Origin of the sequence: Roseitalea sp. MMSF_3546 (assembly GCF_030732865.1) — a bacterium.
Lineage (GTDB): Bacteria > Pseudomonadota > Alphaproteobacteria > Rhizobiales > Rhizobiaceae > Roseitalea.
Map to the genome: position 1 here is coordinate 277,409 of NZ_JASHKB010000001.1, position 15,947 is coordinate 293,355.

The following is a 15,947-nucleotide window of genomic DNA, read 5'->3' on the forward strand; positions in this document are numbered from 1 at the left end:
GCGGCGCTCGCCGTGCCGGTCGTCGGCATTGCGTGCACTGCGTTCAAGGCAGTCGAAAAGGTTGAGCGTTCTGCTTCCCCTCGCATCTTTGTGTTCGCCTCCTGTCAGGTCGTCACGCCCGGTTTCACGGGTCGCAAATTCGTATTTCCCGGACACGGACTCGCCGCCGTGTCGGCGAAACGCCGCGCAAACACAAACTCTCGCGTCGCCCCCGCTGCCCGGTTCTGTCGCGCTGTCCGGCCGCGCCCGCCCCCGATCACCTCCCCAGCCTGTCGGGAGCGCGCGCCTGCTCCGATGGCCCATCCGGGACCGGCCGGCACGGCCCTGTGCCGGTCGGCTCTTGTCGGATTGGCCGGCATGGCGCCGACAGTGCCCCCGTCTTTCACCCCGTCCATTCTGTCGCGGCACCGGCGGCACCGCCGCCACCCGCTCGTTTCTTGCCGGGCCGCCGGGCCCTGAATGCCGGCAAGACCGCCCCGCGCAGGCACAACCTAAAGTCGTACCCGGTCATCGATAGTGGACTGTGTTGCGGGGCAGATTGCCGATCTGATGGCCGTAAAGTAGCCCCAGAAACGGCGCCGACTCAAGGCCCGTTAAGACAAATTTAAGCGCCGGCGGAGCGCCCGAAACGGAACAAAATGCGTCCCGAATCGGGGCGCAAAAGATAAGCCGTTGGGATTCCACAGCTTCTTTTTGGCCCGTTCAGATGGCGGCGATCGGCAAAAAAATTTCCAAAAAAACGATTGACTCGATTCGCTGCGCCAGTGCTGTGAAAGGCTGGGGGAAGCGGCCCCGGCATTCACCGTAAGTCATTGAAAAAGCTGCGGTTTGAGCGAGGAGGCTACGGAGTTCCGGCAATCGGGGCTCGCCCATGCGAGGCGTCACCGTCGCGTTGCGCGGCCTAACGCATTGTGGCTGAACGCCAATTTTCCGTTAGCCGGAAAAACAAAAAGGCCCGGCATTGGCCGGGCCGCGATATCGTGAGCCGACGAAGGAAATTTCAGGTGGCGAGCGACTTGATTCGCTGCGACAGCCGCGAGACCTTCCGGGCGGCGGTATTCTTGTGCATGACGCCCTTGCCGGCTGCACGCATAAGTTCAGGTTGCGCGGATTTCAGTGCGGCCGCCGCGGCGGCGGGGTCGCCGGCGGCGATCGCCTCTTCGACCTTGCGCACATGGGTCCGCACGCGCGAGCGGCGCGCGGTGTTGACCGCCGTACGCTTGGCGATCTTGCGTGTTGCCTTCTTGGCCGACCGGGTATTGGCCATCTTTGCCTCTCTTGCTTCGTGGTCCGGAATCGGCCTCCGGAAGCCGTGTGAGCCGCCGCCTCCGGCCCGATGGCCTCCGCGCGCACGGCAAAAACATATGGCGGCATCCCTGCCGCCAAAGTCCGCGCTGCTATAGTGGCAAACCCGCCGGCAGTCAACGGTTCTTGAAGGTCGGCGTGCGTTTGTCGATGAAGGCGCTCATGCCCTCGCTCTGGTCCTCCAGGGCGAACATGGAGTGGAACAGCCGCCGCTCGAAGCGCAACCCTTCACCGAGCGTGGTCTCATAGGCGCGGTTGATCGTTTCCTTTGCCATCATCACCGCCGGATGCGAATAGCCGGCGATCTTCTGGGCCGCGCTGAGGGCCTCCTCGATCAGTTCGTTGTCGGAGACCACGCGCGCCACGAGCCCGCATCTTTCGGCCTCGCGCGCATCCATGGTCCGGCCGGTCAGGCACAGATCCATGGTCTTGGCCTTGCCGATATAGCGGGCCAGGCGCTGCGTGCCGCCCATCCCCGGCATGATGCCGAGCGTGATCTCGGGCTGGCCGAACTTGGCGCTTTCGCCGGCGATGATGAAGTCGCACATCGTCGCCAGTTCGCAGCCCCCGCCCAGAGCGTAGCCGCTGACGGCGGCGATCATCGGCTTGCGAAAGCCGGCGACCCTTTCCCAGCCCGACATCGCATCGTCCATATAGGCCTCGGCGAACTGCATCTGCTGCATTTCCTTGATGTCGGCGCCGGCGGCGAAGGCCTTCTGCGAGCCGGTGATGACCACGGCGCCGATCTTGGCGTCCTTTTCCATGGCCGCGAGCGCTTCGGTGAGTTCGCCGAGCAGCTGCGCATTGAGCGCATTGAGCGCCTTGGGCCGGTTCAGCGTGATCAGTCCGGCTTCCCCGCGCTTGTCTGCAATGATCGTCTCATAGGCCATCGGCCGCTCCTGGCTGTTGATGATGACAGAGTGTCGGTGCGCGCGTCATCTCTGGCATGACGGGCAGTAGAATGTCGACCGGCCCGATTGCACGATGCGGCGGATCGGCGCGGCGCATTGCGGCCGGGCGCAGGCCTCGCCCTGGCGCCCGTAGACGGCGAAACTGTGCTGGAAATAGCCCAGCGTGCCGTCGGCGCGCACATAATCGCGCAAGGAAGAGCCGCCCGCCTCGATCGCCTCGGCGATGACGGCGCCGATGGCAAGGGCGAGCCGTTCGCAACGCGGCGTCGGCCGGCCGGTGGACGTAACCAGCGTGCCGGCGCGCCGGCGCGGCGACAGGCGCGCGCGCCACAACGCCTCGCACACATAGATGTTGCCCAGCCCGGCGACGACGCGCTGGTCGAGAAGGGCGGCCTTCAGCGGCGCCATGCGTCCGGCGAGCCGCTCGGCCAGATGTTCGGCGCTCAGCGCATTGCCCGTCGGCTCGAGGCCCAGATCGCGCAGATACGGGCTCTCGTCCAACCGGCCCGGTTCGGCGAGCGCGACGAAGCCGAAGCGGCGCGGATCGTTGTAGACGACCGCGCTGGCCCTGCCGTCCGCACCGGTCAGGTGGAACACCATGTGATCGTGCGCACGGGCCTTCGAGCGTGCGAGCACGAAGCTTCCAGGGACGCGGACATCGGCGTCGGGCGCCTCGATCCGGTAGGATCCCGACATGCCCAGATGGCTGATCACCACGGTGCCGTCATCGAGATGGATCGTCAGATATTTGGCGCGCCGGCCGAGCGCGACGATGGCACGGCCGGCAACCCGCTCGGCGAGCTGCTCGGGAAACGGAAAGCGCAGGTCGGGCCGGCGCAGTTCGAGCGCGTCGATGCGCGCGCCCTCCATCGCCGGTGCCAGACCGCGCCGCACCGTTTCCACCTCGGGCAGCTCAGGCATCGCCGGCGGTCAGGTCCAGAAACGATCGGCCGTGCGGTCCCGGCGCAAGGCCCAGATGCGCGGCCAGCGTCTCGCCCATGTCGGCGAAGGTCGGCCGCAGCCCGACCGGGGCCGGCCCGAAGCCCGGCCGTAGCCCGAGGACGGGCACGCGCTCGCGCGTGTGGTCGGTGCCGCGCCAGGTCGGATCGCAGCCATGGTCGGCGGTGATGATCATCAGATCGCCGGGCGCCGTCGCGCCCGTCAGTCGCGGCAGGAACCGGTCGAACGCCTCGAGGGCGGCGGCGTAGCCCGCCACGTCCCGACGGTGCCCGTAGAGCATGTCGAAATCGACGAAATTGGTGACCACCAGATCGCCGTCGCGTGCTTCGTCGATGGCCTGGAGCGTCGCTTCGCCGATGGCCGCGTTGCCGGAGGCCTTGCGCACCGCGCTGACGCCCTGATGGGCGAAGATGTCGGCGATCTTGCCGACGGCGAGCACGCGCCCGCCCGCGGCGAGGGTGCGGTCGAGCAGCGTCGGTTCGGGCGGCGGCACCGAATAGTCTCGGCGGTTGCCGGTACGCTTGAACGAGGCGCTGTCGGTGCCGATGAAGGGCCGGGCGATCACCCGGCCGATATTGAGGTCGTCGACCAGTGCGCGCACGGTCTCGCACAAGGCGTACAGCCGCTCGAGACCGAACCGGTCCTCATGGGCGGCGATCTGGAACACCGAATCGCCGGAGGTGTAGAAGATGGGCTTGCCGGTCCTGATGTGCTCCTCGCCCAGTTCGGCGATGATCTCGGTGCCCGAGGCATGCCTGTTTCCCAGCGAGCCCTCAAGTCCGGCGCGCGCATGGATGCGCTCGAGCAGGTCCTGCGGAAAGGCCGGCACCTCGTGCGGGAAATAGCCCCAGTCGAAGCGCACCGGCACGCCGGCGATCTCCCAATGGCCGGACGGCGTGTCCTTGCCGTTGGACACCTCCTCGGCCGCGCCCCACAAGCCCGCCGGGCGATCCGGTTTGAGCGCCGCGGCGCCTTCATGGTTCGAGGCCAGTTCGACGGCGTTGAACAGCCCAAGCGCGGCCAGGTTGGGACAGGCCAGCGGGCCGGACCGGTCGGCATTGTCGGCCGCGCCGCGCGCGGCCGCATCGATGATGTGCCCGACCGTGTTCGCGCCCGCATCGCCGAAGGCGGCCGCATCGGGCGCGCCGCCGATGCCGACGGAATCAAGAACGATCAGGAATGCTCGCGCCATTGGGTGCCGTCTTGTCTCGTTGTGCCGCACGCCCGGCAGGCTCTATATAAGGATCCGCAACGGCAAGGTCCATCATGACGGTCATGAACACCGGTCATCGTCTCGGGGTGCTCGCCGCGGCCTTTTTCCTGCTCGTCCCGGCGCACGGGGCCGTGGCGCAGGAGACGGGCGCGCGCGAGGTGTTTCGCGTCGGTATCGTGGCCGATCCCCAGGCCGGGACGCAATCACCGCGCTATGAGCCGTTTCGCAAGGCCGTCACGGCCGCCAGCGGCATGCCGACCGAAATCGACGTAATGCGCAACGGCGCCGCTCTGATCGACGCCAAGATCAGCGGCCGGATCGATTATGCGGTCCTTTCGAGCCTGGGCTATGCCGCCGCGCAGATCGCCTGCAACTGTCTCGCCCCGCTCGCCGCCCCGACAAGCGCCGAAGGCGCGCGCGGCGTCCGCTCGGTGCTCGTGGCGGACGGCGACAAGATCACCGGGATCGACGATCTGGCCGAAACCGGGCTGACCTTCGGGCCGGCCGGTTCGCTGACCGGCGATCTCGTCCCCAGCGCGTCGTTTTCGTTCGAGGGCAACGCCCTGCGCCGGGCCGGTCTCGCGCTCGAACGGGCGGCGAGCTTCGAGGCGGCCCGCGACCGGTTCCTGGCCGGCGAGATCGCCGCTTTCTTTGCCTGGGACTATGCCGACCCGGACGGCGAGACGTCCTTCGAAAACGGGCTTGCCGCGCGACTGTCAGGCGATCCGCAGGTCGGCGCGAGGACGCTCTGGACGTCGCCCGTCGTCCCGTTCGGCCCGCATGTGGTCAGCGCCGACATGCCGGACGTCATGCGCGCGCGGCTGACGGCCATGCTGGTCGCACTTCGCGATGACGACCCCGATGCCTTCGATGCGATCGCGCCGGCGCTGGGCGGCGGCTTCGTCGCCGTCACCGAGGACGACTACGCTTATGCGAGCGAAATCGTGCGCTCGCTGGCCGGCCGGCAATAGGATCGCCGTCGCGGCGTCGGCCCTCAGCAGTTGGTGCAGTCGATCTGATCGACCAGACGCGGGCGCAGCCAGTAACGCTCGGAAATGTCGAGCCCGGTGCGCGTGCCGTCGGGATTGCGGCCGGTGACCCAAGTGACGATCGGCAGATACTTCACCTGAACGCGCGTCATGACCACGAAGGTCTCGTCGATGCGCAGACGCTCGGGCACCCACACGTCGTTGCCGGCTGTCCAGCCCTCCTCGTGGCTGCCGTCACTGTTGCGCTGGCGCGACCAGACCACCTGACCGCCCTCGGGGTGATCGTCGTCGATATCCACGCCCACGATGAGGATCTCGGGATTGTCGGCCTCGTAGGGAAACAGGATGGAGGCGCCGACATCCATGATCGCCTGCAACTCGGCCCTGTCGGTGATGTCCTGCTGGGTGACGAGGTCGGCGATCGTGGAGGCGGCCCGCGCGACGCGCTTGTTCAGGGAGACGCCGTTGGAGACTTCCATCGTTCCCAGATAAAGCGCCAGCAGCAGCGGCACGATCAGGGCGAACTCGGCGGCGGCCACGCCGCGCCGGTCGCGCTTGAACCGGCGCCATGGCACGAACAGTCCCGTCATCTTGTCTTTGCTCGGCATCCTCGTCGTCCCGTCTCGGGGTCCTGCACCCTCAAAATGGCTCGTTCTGCCAGGTGGTGGTCGCGTATAGCAGCACCCGGCCACCCTCCAGGCCGGCGATGCGCGACTTCATGATGTTGGTGATGACCGGCCACTCATAGATGATCCGCAGATTGTTGATCGTGCCCGTACCGCCCGGATCGTAGCCGAAGTCCGACGTGTCGATGACGCCCGGCGCGGAGAACGGGATCGCCCTGGGCACATTGGCAAAGCTGGCATAGTTCTGCAGGTCGAAGGACAGACCGGGGCAGCCTTGCGGCACGAACACTTCCATCCGCTCGCAGATCAATTCGCGGAACGCGTCTTCGTCGACCGTCGCCGGGTCGAGCTGGCCGGTGCGCACCTGTCGCGCCAGCTGGTCGGTCGTGTTCGACATCACCTGCTCGACGGTGAACGAGATGGTGGTCTCAAGGACCGCGAACGTCAGAAGGAAAAAGGGCAGCGCGAGAATGGCGAACTCGATCGCGGTCGCACCCCGCCTGTCGCCTCTCCACGCACGAAGGCGGGAAATGAAGCCCTGTCCCCTTGCCTCGACTGTCACGTCATTGCCCCGTCATTTTGGTTGTGACGGCCCAGCCTATGACGCAAAGATTGATGTTCGGTTGTCCGTTGTGACCGAAATTGAGACAAAGAGGCGCCGCGGCCGGAGATACGGCCGGCCGGGGACGCGTCTCGGCTGCCGGGCGAGGGCTACTCGCCGAACATCGCGTTGACGCGGGCACGCTCCTGCAGCGATTCCTTTTCGGCCTCGGTCAGATAGGCCGCCTCGCAATGGGGCTCGCAGGACAGGGTCTCGATATTGGCCCGCCGGTAGATGCGCAGCGTGGCGGCCTGATCGCGCGTGACGGCGATCTTTTCGTCGAATATCGGCGTTCCGGCCTCATCGAGGATCACAAGGTTCGTCCGGCCAAATCCTTGGCCTGTCAGCACAATCGTGTTCGCGTCCTGGACGGTCGCATCGGCGACTTCCGGATTGCCGATCACGATGGTCGAGGCGGGCCGGGACAGCTTGATGACCTTGGCGTGATTGAGCACGACCTGGATGCCGGCGGGTTCGTGCTCATTGGCCGAGGCCGTTGCGGCCTGCCCGGCGACCAGGGCCAGCGAAAAAAGGCCGGCGACAATTCCAGCAAGGCGCAGCGCCATCGTTGATAACTCCGACGAAAGGACTCGCGAACAATTGTCGCCGCCAAACGTGAAGGAAGCATTAACCATGGCCGTGCGCGAATGGCCGCGCGCCCGGTGATGCGGCCGTTTGCGACCGTGCCGGGCGTGGATGGGCCGTTCCCAATCGGCGCCGGACGGTTTAAGGACGGATTGGCGGTGCAATCGGGACGGGCCATGACGGACGGAAAGCGCCAGGTCGTTACACCGGTGGTTCTGTGCGGCGGGGCCGGCTCGCGGCTCTGGCCCATGTCGCGCCGCGACAAGCCCAAGCAGTTCCACGCGCTGTTCGACGGCGACAGCCTTCTGGCCAACACGCTCGCGCGCATGCCGCCAGGCCCCTATGGCGCGCTCGACTTCGCCCCGCCCTGCGTGATCGGCAGCGCCACGCTGGCGGATCTGCTCGCCGCGGAGATGCCGGCCGTTCACGGCGCCCGGCTCGTGCTCGAGCCGGCCATTCGCGACACGGCGGCCGCGATCGCCGCCTGCACCGCGCTCTACTGCCGCAACTCGCCCGACGACTTCCTGATCGTGCTGCCCTCGGACGCGCGCATTGCCGATGCGGAGGGGTTTCGTCGGACCGTGGCGCGCGCCGCCGAGATCGCCGCGCGCACTGACGCGATCATGACGATCGGCATCACGCCGACGCGCGCCGAAACCCAATATGGCTATATCGAAAAGGGTGCGCCGGTCGGTGCGGGCTACAAGGTGCGCACCTTTCGCGAAAAGCCCGACGCGCAGACCGCCCGCGACTATCTGCAATCGGGTCGCTTCCTGTGGAATGCGGGCATCTTCCTTTACCGCATCGGGCGCATGGCGGACGCGTTCGGCGCGCTGCAGCCGCAAATCTGGGAGCAGGCGACACGGGCGGTTTCCCGCGCCGACGTCGATGGTGCCGCGGTGCGGCTCGACCCGGAGAGCTTTGCCGCCGCCGAGCGCGTGTCCATCGACTACGCCATCATGGAGAAGGCCGACAATATCGGCGTCGTGCCCGCCCAGTTCGACTGGGACGATCTTGGCTCCTGGGCGCAGCTTCACGACCATGCACGAAAGGACGCCCGAGGCAACGCCGTCAGCGGCGATGCCGTCCTGCTTCACACATCGGGCACCTATGTCCGCGCCGAGGACGCCCAGGTGGCCGTTGCCGGCGTCGACGATCTCGTCATCGTCGCCGAGGATGGCAAGGTGCTGGTCACCGCGCGCGACAAGGCGCACCTGGTCAAGGAGGTGGCGGCCGCAATCAAGGCGCGCGCCACCTCGCCCATGGCCGGCGACCGCTCACCCGATGCGATCCGCGCCTGGCTGCTCGAAACCTGCCTGCCGTTCTGGGCCGACAGCGGCATCGACCGCGCCAATGGCGGCGTGCACGAGGCGCTGGCCTTCGACGGCACGCCCGCCCCGCACCCGCAAAAGCGCCTGCGCGTGTTGCCACGCCAGATCTACTGTTTCGCCCATGGCGAGCATCTGGGCTGGCGCGCGCCCCCGGGCCTGCTCGAAACCCTGTTCGAAACGCTGGTGTCCACCGGCTGGCACGCCGATGGCGGGTTCATCCACACCTTCCATCCCGATGGCCGCGTCAGGGACGCAAGGCGCGATACCTACGACCAGTGCTTCGTGCTGCTGGCAACGGCCTGGCTGTGGCGGGTGCGCGGCTGGCCCGAGGCGCGGCGCTGGGCCGACCGCACGCTCGAATTCATGGACGAGGCGCTGGCCGACCCGGTCCATGGCGGCTTTCGCGAGGACAGCCAGAACAGCCGGCCGCGCCGCGCCAACCCGCACATGCATGTCCTCGAGGCCATGCTGGCCTGGTACGAGGCGACGGGCGAGACCGGCTTCCTCGACCGCGCCGACGCGGTTATCGACCTTTTCGAGCGGCATTTCTTCGATCCTGAGACCGGCACGCTGACCGAGTTCTTCGCCGATGACTGGACGCCGGTCACCGACGGTTCGGCGAGCACCGATGTCGAGCCGGGCCATCACTATGAATGGGCCTGGCTGCTGCTGCGCCATCTCGGCCACCGGACACGACCCGGCCTCGAGGCGAAAGCGCGCCTCCTGTTTTCGACCGCGCGTGCGCTGGGTCATCACGCCGAAACCGGCGCCGCCGCCGACACCATGGCGCCGGATGGCGCGCGCCAGTCCGAACGGGCGCGCTGCTGGCCGCAGACCGAAGCGCTCAAGGCGGCGCTCGCCTTCGAACGGCGCGGCCTCGTCGGCGCCGCGCCGCTGCGCGCGCAGATGATCGACCTTCTGTTCGGACGCTATCTCGGCCAGCCGGCCGCCGGCGGCTGGTTTGACGCCATCGACGCCCGTGGCCGCGTGGCCGCGCCCGACATGCCCTCGAGCACGCTCTATCACGTCATGGCGGCGCTGGCCGAATATCTGGAGAGCGGGCGATCGTCGGCGTGACGGGCGGGCCGACCTGGGCTATGCCGAGGCGCGGTCGTCGCGGTTGAGCGCGTCGATCGCCGAGGGCCGGAACGTCACCGTCAGCGGATCGTGGCGGGCGATCTCGCGCTGCAGCGCGGCCTCGGCGTCGGAACCGAGCGTCTGCTCCCATTGCCGCAGCGTCGTCTGATAGGCCCCGAGCGCGTTCATCACCGCCGTCTTCTGCTCGCGGGAGGCGTGCGCGAGCATGCCGACCGACAGGCACAGTACGTGCTCGGTCCGGTCAAAGCTCGTGCCCGTGACCGGCACGGCGATCACCGCCTCGGTGTCGATGAAGCCACAGACCAGCCGGTTGGTGTCGAGCGCCGAGCCGATCACGCCCATCGGCGCGCGCCGGGCACCATAGGCGGCAAGCGTATCGGGCGCGCCGCCGCCGGCAGCGAGCGCCACCCTGGGCACGCCCTGGTCGGTCTCGACATCGAGCAGCGCCGACCAGCGCACCGCATCGACCATGCGCGAGACGGCGGCCAGGATCTTGCGGTTGTCGAACGACATGCGGCTGTCGGCAATGCCGAGCGCGGCCAGCGCGTGCCGGATGGTGGAAGACAATGCGTCCTCGGGGCGGCTGGTGCCCACCGTGACGGTCTTGGCCTGGTGGCGGATCGTGTCGACCGGCCGCGAGGTCTCCTCGAAGGCCGCGCGCACATCGGCGATCGCGGCTTGGGCGATCGCCCGCCGCTCGGACGGCTCCCCGGCCGCTCGCAGCGTGCGCGAGAGCTGTGCCAGGCGCGCCAGATTGCCCGCACCCAGGCCGGAATCGAAGGCGCCGGCGGCGGCCTCGTCCACAAAGGCATCGAGCGCGGCCATGACCGCGCCGGCATCGGCTTGATCGTCGTCCATGGCGATCAGCGACAGCCCCGAAAGGATCGGCTTGAGCTTGCGCGCGCCATCGTCGATCGCCTGGGCGGCATGAAAACCGAACAGATGTCCGGCCACCGTCGCCAGCACGAAGGCGAGATCGGCACCGATATCGGGCAGGGCGATCACACGCTCGGCATTGTCGGCAAAGGCCTGGGCATCGGCGCCCCGTGTGGCGAAGACCACCGGCTTGCCGTTATGCGCCTTGAAGATCGCCGCTTCCTTTACGACGTCGCCGACTAGGTCGCCGGGCAGGTCGTTGGCGACGACCAGCGTGAGCGGTTCGGTCGACAGGTCGATGTGCTTCTTGTCCTCGGTGTAGTCGACCGGGATCGACTTGTAGCACAGCTCCGACAGCTTGATCCGGATCTCGAGCGCGGCGATGTGGTTGACGCCCGAACCCGTCACGGCCCAATAGCGCGAGCGCGGCGCCAGATCGCGCGCGCACGCGGCGATATGGGCCTCGTCGGCGAGCACGGCGGCGATATGGCCGGGCAGGCGCTCCAGCTCGCCCATCTCATAGGCCAGTTCGACCTCCGTCATCGTGCCCAGTCGTTCGGCGAGGAACAGCGCGGTCAGCTTGCCGGCGGCGATCTGCGCGTAGAACGCCTTGGTCGAGGCGACCGACATCTCCACATCGCGGCCATCGGAGGTGAACAGCGTCGAGCCGGCCTTGCGCACGAGATCGGAATTGCGCCGGTTGACGATGGCGTGCACGAAGGCGCCGCGCTCGCGCGCCAGGTCGACGGCGCGATTGGTGTCGGTGGTCGTGCCCGACTGGGAGACCGCGATCACCAGCGCGTCGGCAAGGTCATAGGCTTCGATGTCGGCCGACAGTTCGGACGAGCGCACCGCCTCGACCGGTATGGCGCGCCTCGCATCGCGGCTGAGCGCCTTCTCGATCAGATGGCCGATGCCGACGGCGGCGACGCCGGCCGTGCCCTGGCCGATGACATAGACGCGCGCCAGCCCGCCCTTGAGCGCGTCGCGCAGCGGCGCCCAGATGTCGTTGGCCAGGTCGTCGAAGGCGACGAGCCCGCCCTTGCGCCGGTATCGGCCGCGCAGCGTCTTGGCGACGCTTGCCGGCCCGTCATGGATCTCCTTTTCCAGAAAGGTCGAGAACGCGCCGCGATAGATGTCGCGCGCGAAGATCTGGATCGGCGAAGGGTTGACCGTCGCCACCGCGCCGTCATTGACCGTGCGCATGACGGCGGTGTCCGACCGTGCATCGAGATGGATCACCGATCCGCCGGCCACCGAGCGCGCCAGATCGGCCGAGGCGCGGGCGAGATTGCACAGCCCGTAGACCTCGGAGGCGAAGACCCAGCCATCGACGAGCCGCGCCGCGTGCAGGCCCTGCCCCGATCCCTTTTGCGCCAGGAACGCCTCGCCCGGCCGCGCCGGGTCGATGCAGCCGATCGCCACCGAGCCGTCGAGCCGGCGGATCGCGCTGCGAAACCGCTCCAGCCTTTCGGCATCGGCCTCGCCCGAAAGCCGGTCGGCGATCGGGATGATCTTGGCATCGGTGGTGATCGCCGCGTCCACCGCCATCTGGCGGTTGGTCACCATCTCGGTGAGCAGTTCGTGATGGTTGTCGACATCGCCGTTGAGCGCGAACATCGCGCCGAGCGTGGCTGCCTCGGGCGCGCCGTCGTTGCACAGCGAACCGTTGTGCGGATGGCAATTGGCGACCGAGATCACCCCGTGCGATGCCCAGCGCGTATGCGACAGGATGCTCGCGCGCCGCGCCGCGACCGAAAGCGCCCGCAAGAGCGCGTCCTCGCCGATCGCCGCGCGCAGGGCCGCGCCATTGTCGCCGAGCCGGCCGACGAGATTCGCCGTCTTGTAAAGAAAGGTCGCCGTGGTGCCGTCGCCATTGGGCGTCAGATAGACCGCGCCATGGCCGGCGTGCATGTCCGCGCATCTTTGCGCGAGCGCCGTGGCATGGTCGGGCGCCAGCGAGTCGACAGCCGAAGGCGGCAGGTCGATCTGCAGGGCAAGGCCGGCGGAATCGCGGCCGCGCACTTCCAGCCGGTCGATCGCGCGCAGCACGTATTCGGCGGCGACGGCCACATGCAGTGCGTGACCGGCCCGCGGGTCGGCATCGGCCATCAGCGCGCGTGCATTGGCGGCGTGGTCGGCCAGTTCGGCGCGAAGCTGCCAGGCATAATCGCGCAGACCCTCGATCAGCGGATCGAGATCGGTGCGCCCGGCCTCCGACAGGGCCGTCAGCGCCTTTTCGTGCCGGGTCAGCGCCTCGGCGAGCGCGCGAATGTCGGCTTCGAGCGCGCCGTCAAGCGCCACCTGCCGAACCGCGGCGATCGACATCAACAGGCCGAAACGGTCGGCCAGCACGGCCAGTGCGCCGCGCAGCGTCTCGGCGGCGTCCTCGCCCTCATCGAGCGCCTCGACGGTCCTGAGCAGTTCCGGCACCCAGCCCAGTTCGGCCGCCGTGTCGTCGAAGGGCCTGGTCACGAGCCCGGCAATGCCACACATGATTTCGCCCCTTCCTCTGCCCGCTGCGGGCCGCCGCCGCATCCTTTCAAGCCGCCGGGCGTGCCGGATGCAAGCCGATGACGCGGCGATAGCCGTCACGTCGTGAATCAGCGCGTAACGCAGACGATGCTATGCCAGCGTCGCGCCCGTGTCATCGCCGTTCGGCGCGCTCACGGAATATGTCTGTCGTTGACATTTCCGTGATTTCACGAAGTGTGACGCGTGCTGCCAATATTTTGCCGCAAACGTCAGGTTAACGTTCTTTTAACGGCAGTCTTGCCGTTGTCCGGCTTAGGCCCGTCCCCCGCCGACCCGGACTTGTGGCAGCCTAATCCCCCTCTCCGGGCTGCCACTTCTTTCTATAGCCACCATGCGCGACCTCCGCATGGTGGCTTTTTTCGTCGCGGGCAAGACATCCCGGCTGCCATGCCGCGCCGTGACATGCGTGCCGTGACATGATTGCGACAATTGCGCGAAAGCGGTTCACCGGCGATTAACGGCGCCTTAAATCGCCGCATTTTACGATCATGCCATCCCGAGTTGTTGTGTCTCATGCGTGCCGGGCCTGCATGTTCCTGCGAAAGAAGAAAAAGCGGCGCGTCGAACCACGGTTCGGCACGACCGGCAAGCCGGACAAGACCGCTCTGGCGGTCACCGATGCCGACCGCGCCGCACCGCCACCGCGCAGGCGTGGGGCAAGGTCCGCCGCCAGGTCCTCGGCGGCATCTGAAAAGAAGGGCCGCGGCAAGCGCGCACGACCCAGCCGCCGTGCCGCGCGGGGATCGCGCGGGCTGATTGGCGGGCTCTTCTACTGGTCGTTCATCTTCAGCATCTGGGCGGGCGTCGCCGCCGCCGGTGTCGTCGCCTATTACGGCGCGCAGATGCCCTCCGCGAGCACCTGGGCGATCCCGGACCGGCCGCCCAACGTCAAGATCGTCTCGGCCGGCGGCACGCCGTTCGCCAACAGGGGTGCGACCGGCGGTCAGGCGGTCGGCCTGCACGAGATGAGCCCCTACATTCCGCAGGCGGTGATCGCCATCGAGGATCGGCGCTTCTATTCGCATTTCGGGGTCGACCCGATCGGCCTGGCGCGGGCTATGGCGCGCAACATCGCCGAATGGCGGCTGGTGCAGGGTGGCTCGACGATCACCCAGCAGCTTGCCAAGAACCTGTTCCTGTCGCCCGAGCGCACGATAGGGCGCAAGGTGCAGGAAGTGCTGCTGGCGCTCTGGCTCGAGCAGAAATACTCCAAGGAGCAGATCCTGGGGATGTATCTGAACCGCGTCTATTTCGGCGCCGGTTCCTATGGCGTCGAGGCGGCTTCGCGACGCTATTTCTCCAAGTCGGCCCGCGATGTCTCGCTGCCCGAAGCGGCGATTCTGGCCGGGCTGTTGCGGGCACCCTCGCGGCTCAACCCCAATCGCGATCCGCAGCGGGCCGAGGCGCGGGCGCAGATCGTGCTGGCCGCCATGCGCGAACAGGGTATGGTCTCCGACAGCGAGATGGCGGCGGCGCTGTCGCGCCCGCCGACGCGCGCCAACGCCTATTGGTCGGGCTCGCACCACTATGTCGCCGACGCGGTGATCGAGGAACTGCCGGCGCTGATCGGTCAGATCGACCGCGACGTGATCGTCGACACCACGCTCGACCTGGCGCTGCAGCAGGCCGGCGAGGCAGCGATCCGCGACTTCATCGCCCAGCATGGCGAGGAGCACAATGTCGGCCAGGGGGCGCTGGTGGCGATCGACCCCGGCGGCGCGATCCGCGCCATGATCGGCGGGGTCGACTATGCCTCCTCGCAGTTCGACCGGGCCCGCGAGGCCAGGCGCCAGCCCGGCTCGGCGTTCAAGCCGTTCGTCTATCTGGCCGCGCTGGAACAGGGCCGTATGCCCCATTCGGTGCGCAACGACGCGCCGATCACCTTCGGCAACTGGTCGCCTGAAAACTACAAGGGCAAATATTTCGGCGCGGTCACGCTGTCGACGGCGCTCGCCAGGTCGCTCAACTCCATCGCCGCGCAACTGATCATGGAGACCGGCGCCGAAACCGTGGTCGAGACCGCGACGCGGCTGGGGATCACCTCGGCGCTCAAGGCCAATGCCTCGCTTTCGCTCGGCACATCGGAGGTGACGCTGTACGAACTCACCTCGGCCTATGTGCCCTTCGCCAATGGCGGTTATCGCCACGTCCCGCACATCATCGAACGCGTCACCACCATGGATAGCGAAGTGCTTTACGAACGCCGGCCCGATCCGCGCCGCGTGGTGCAGGCCGACATTGCCGGCATGATGAACGCCATGATGACGATGACGGTGCGCGAGGGCACGGCGCGCGCCGGCCGCTTCGGCCATCCCGCCGCCGGCAAGACCGGCACCACGCAGAACGCGCGCGATGCCTGGTTCGTCGGCTATACTGCGCAGCTCGTGGCGGGCGTCTGGTTCGGCAATGACGATGGCGCGCCGATGGATGGCGTCACCGGCGGCACGCTGCCGGTGCAGGCGTGGCGGCAGTTCATGACCGTCGCCCATGAGGCCCTGCCGGAGGCGCAACTGCCCGGCGTCACGCCGATCCTGGTCGTGCCCAAGCCGCGCCCCGACCGCATGATGGTCGATCTGCCGCCGGGCCCGGATGCGACCACGACCGCCTCGACGACCAACGAGCCGCGCCCCGCGGCCGATGTCGGCACGACCCAGGCAGTGCGGCAGCGCACGGTGCTGGATGTGATCCTTGGGCGGTAACGCGTCCGTCGGCCGATCCCCTATCGGCGCGGGCTGACCGGACGCCATACCGGAGCAGGGCCGCCGCGACCACGTCGGCCGGCACCATGGACGGCCCGGGGCCGATGACGATTGCGCTCGCCCTGTCGACATGCTTCATCTGACCTGCGGTATCTGGGACCCCGCCGGTCGGCGATAGCGCAAGGGAGGCCCGGTTGGCATCAACGCAAGCCAAATGG

At 67.9% G+C, this 15,947-nt stretch carries 11 protein-coding genes; 3 read left to right on the forward strand and 8 right to left on the reverse strand.

The features are described 5' to 3' along the window. Positions 1-1,000 precede the first annotated feature (1,000 nt). From rpsT to RBB34_RS01400, 4 genes are all read right to left on the reverse strand, one after another. Positions 1,001-1,267, reverse strand: coding sequence for a 30S ribosomal protein S20 (gene rpsT, locus RBB34_RS01385; protein WP_306117379.1), 267 nt, complete (start codon positions 1,265-1,267; stop codon positions 1,001-1,003). A 154-nt stretch (positions 1,268-1,421) separates the two neighbouring features. Then, complete coding sequence (locus RBB34_RS01390; RefSeq protein WP_306117380.1) at positions 1,422-2,195, reverse strand: enoyl-CoA hydratase; 774 nt, start codon at positions 2,193-2,195, stop codon at positions 1,422-1,424. A gap of 45 nt (positions 2,196-2,240) precedes the next feature. Continuing rightward, on the reverse strand, positions 2,241-3,137 hold the full coding sequence (mutM, locus tag RBB34_RS01395) for a bifunctional DNA-formamidopyrimidine glycosylase/DNA-(apurinic or apyrimidinic site) lyase (protein ID WP_306117381.1): 897 nt from the start codon (positions 3,135-3,137) through the stop codon (positions 2,241-2,243). Continuing rightward, a complete protein-coding gene (locus RBB34_RS01400) occupies positions 3,130-4,368 on the reverse strand; it encodes a phosphopentomutase (RefSeq protein ID WP_306117382.1) in 1,239 nt (412 codons plus the stop codon). Before RBB34_RS01400 ends, mutM begins: the two co-directional genes overlap by 8 nt. A 74-nt stretch (positions 4,369-4,442) precedes the next feature. Here RBB34_RS01400 and RBB34_RS01405 point away from each other — a divergent pair, with 74 nt between their 5' ends. Further along, entirely contained in the window at positions 4,443-5,360 is a 918-nt protein-coding gene (locus RBB34_RS01405) for a PhnD/SsuA/transferrin family substrate-binding protein (protein ID WP_306117383.1), read from the forward strand. A gap of 23 nt (positions 5,361-5,383) precedes the next feature. Here RBB34_RS01405 and RBB34_RS01410 read toward each other — a convergent pair whose 3' ends face one another. From RBB34_RS01410 to RBB34_RS01420, 3 genes are all read right to left on the reverse strand, one after another. Next, a complete protein-coding gene (locus RBB34_RS01410; RefSeq protein ID WP_306117384.1) occupies positions 5,384-5,986 on the reverse strand; it encodes a TadE/TadG family type IV pilus assembly protein in 603 nt (200 codons plus the stop codon). A 31-nt stretch (positions 5,987-6,017) separates the two neighbouring features. After that, the gene (locus RBB34_RS01415; RefSeq protein WP_306117385.1) at positions 6,018-6,566 is read right to left on the reverse strand and encodes a TadE/TadG family type IV pilus assembly protein; all 549 of its coding nucleotides are present in this window, start codon (positions 6,564-6,566) and stop codon (positions 6,018-6,020) included. Positions 6,567-6,715: 149 nt separating this feature from the next. Then, the gene (locus RBB34_RS01420) at positions 6,716-7,171 is read right to left on the reverse strand and encodes a pilus assembly protein N-terminal domain-containing protein (protein WP_306117386.1); all 456 of its coding nucleotides are present in this window, start codon (positions 7,169-7,171) and stop codon (positions 6,716-6,718) included. 195 nt (positions 7,172-7,366) lie between these two features. Here RBB34_RS01420 and RBB34_RS01425 point away from each other — a divergent pair, with 195 nt between their 5' ends. Beyond that, positions 7,367-9,598: an AGE family epimerase/isomerase gene (locus tag RBB34_RS01425; RefSeq protein ID WP_306117387.1), complete on the forward strand. Its 2,232-nt coding sequence runs from the start codon at positions 7,367-7,369 to the stop codon at positions 9,596-9,598. Positions 9,599-9,616: 18 nt separating this feature from the next. On the opposite strand, the gene RBB34_RS01430 is transcribed toward RBB34_RS01425, so the two are convergent. After that, positions 9,617-12,991, reverse strand: a complete 3,375-nt coding sequence (locus tag RBB34_RS01430) for an SIS domain-containing protein (RefSeq protein ID WP_306117388.1) — start codon at positions 12,989-12,991, stop codon at positions 9,617-9,619. A 569-nt stretch (positions 12,992-13,560) separates the two neighbouring features. Here RBB34_RS01430 and RBB34_RS01435 point away from each other — a divergent pair. After that, entirely contained in the window at positions 13,561-15,729 is a 2,169-nt protein-coding gene (locus RBB34_RS01435) for a PBP1A family penicillin-binding protein (protein WP_306117389.1), read from the forward strand. Positions 15,730-15,947: the final 218 nt, after the last annotated feature.

Excerpts from the sequence above, each read along its gene's own strand:
- rpsT (WP_306117379.1), bottom strand. The coding sequence starts at position 1,267 with ATGGCCAATACCCGGTCGGCCAAGAAGGCAACACGCAAGATCGCCAAG.
- RBB34_RS01430 (WP_306117388.1), bottom strand. The coding sequence starts at position 12,991 with ATGTGTGGCATTGCCGGGCTCGTGACCAGGCCCTTCGACGACACGGCG.
- mutM (WP_306117381.1), bottom strand. The coding sequence starts at position 3,137 with ATGCCTGAGCTGCCCGAGGTGGAAACGGTGCGGCGCGGTCTGGCACCG.
- RBB34_RS01390 (WP_306117380.1), bottom strand. The coding sequence starts at position 2,195 with ATGGCCTATGAGACGATCATTGCAGACAAGCGCGGGGAAGCCGGACTG.
- RBB34_RS01420 (WP_306117386.1), bottom strand. The coding sequence starts at position 7,171 with ATGGCGCTGCGCCTTGCTGGAATTGTCGCCGGCCTTTTTTCGCTGGCC.
- RBB34_RS01410 (WP_306117384.1), bottom strand. The coding sequence starts at position 5,986 with ATGCCGAGCAAAGACAAGATGACGGGACTGTTCGTGCCATGGCGCCGG.
- RBB34_RS01425 (WP_306117387.1), top strand. The coding sequence starts at position 7,367 with ATGACGGACGGAAAGCGCCAGGTCGTTACACCGGTGGTTCTGTGCGGC.
- RBB34_RS01435 (WP_306117389.1), top strand. The coding sequence starts at position 13,561 with ATGTTCCTGCGAAAGAAGAAAAAGCGGCGCGTCGAACCACGGTTCGGC.
- RBB34_RS01405 (WP_306117383.1), top strand. The coding sequence starts at position 4,443 with ATGACGGTCATGAACACCGGTCATCGTCTCGGGGTGCTCGCCGCGGCC.
- RBB34_RS01400 (WP_306117382.1), bottom strand. The coding sequence starts at position 4,368 with ATGGCGCGAGCATTCCTGATCGTTCTTGATTCCGTCGGCATCGGCGGC.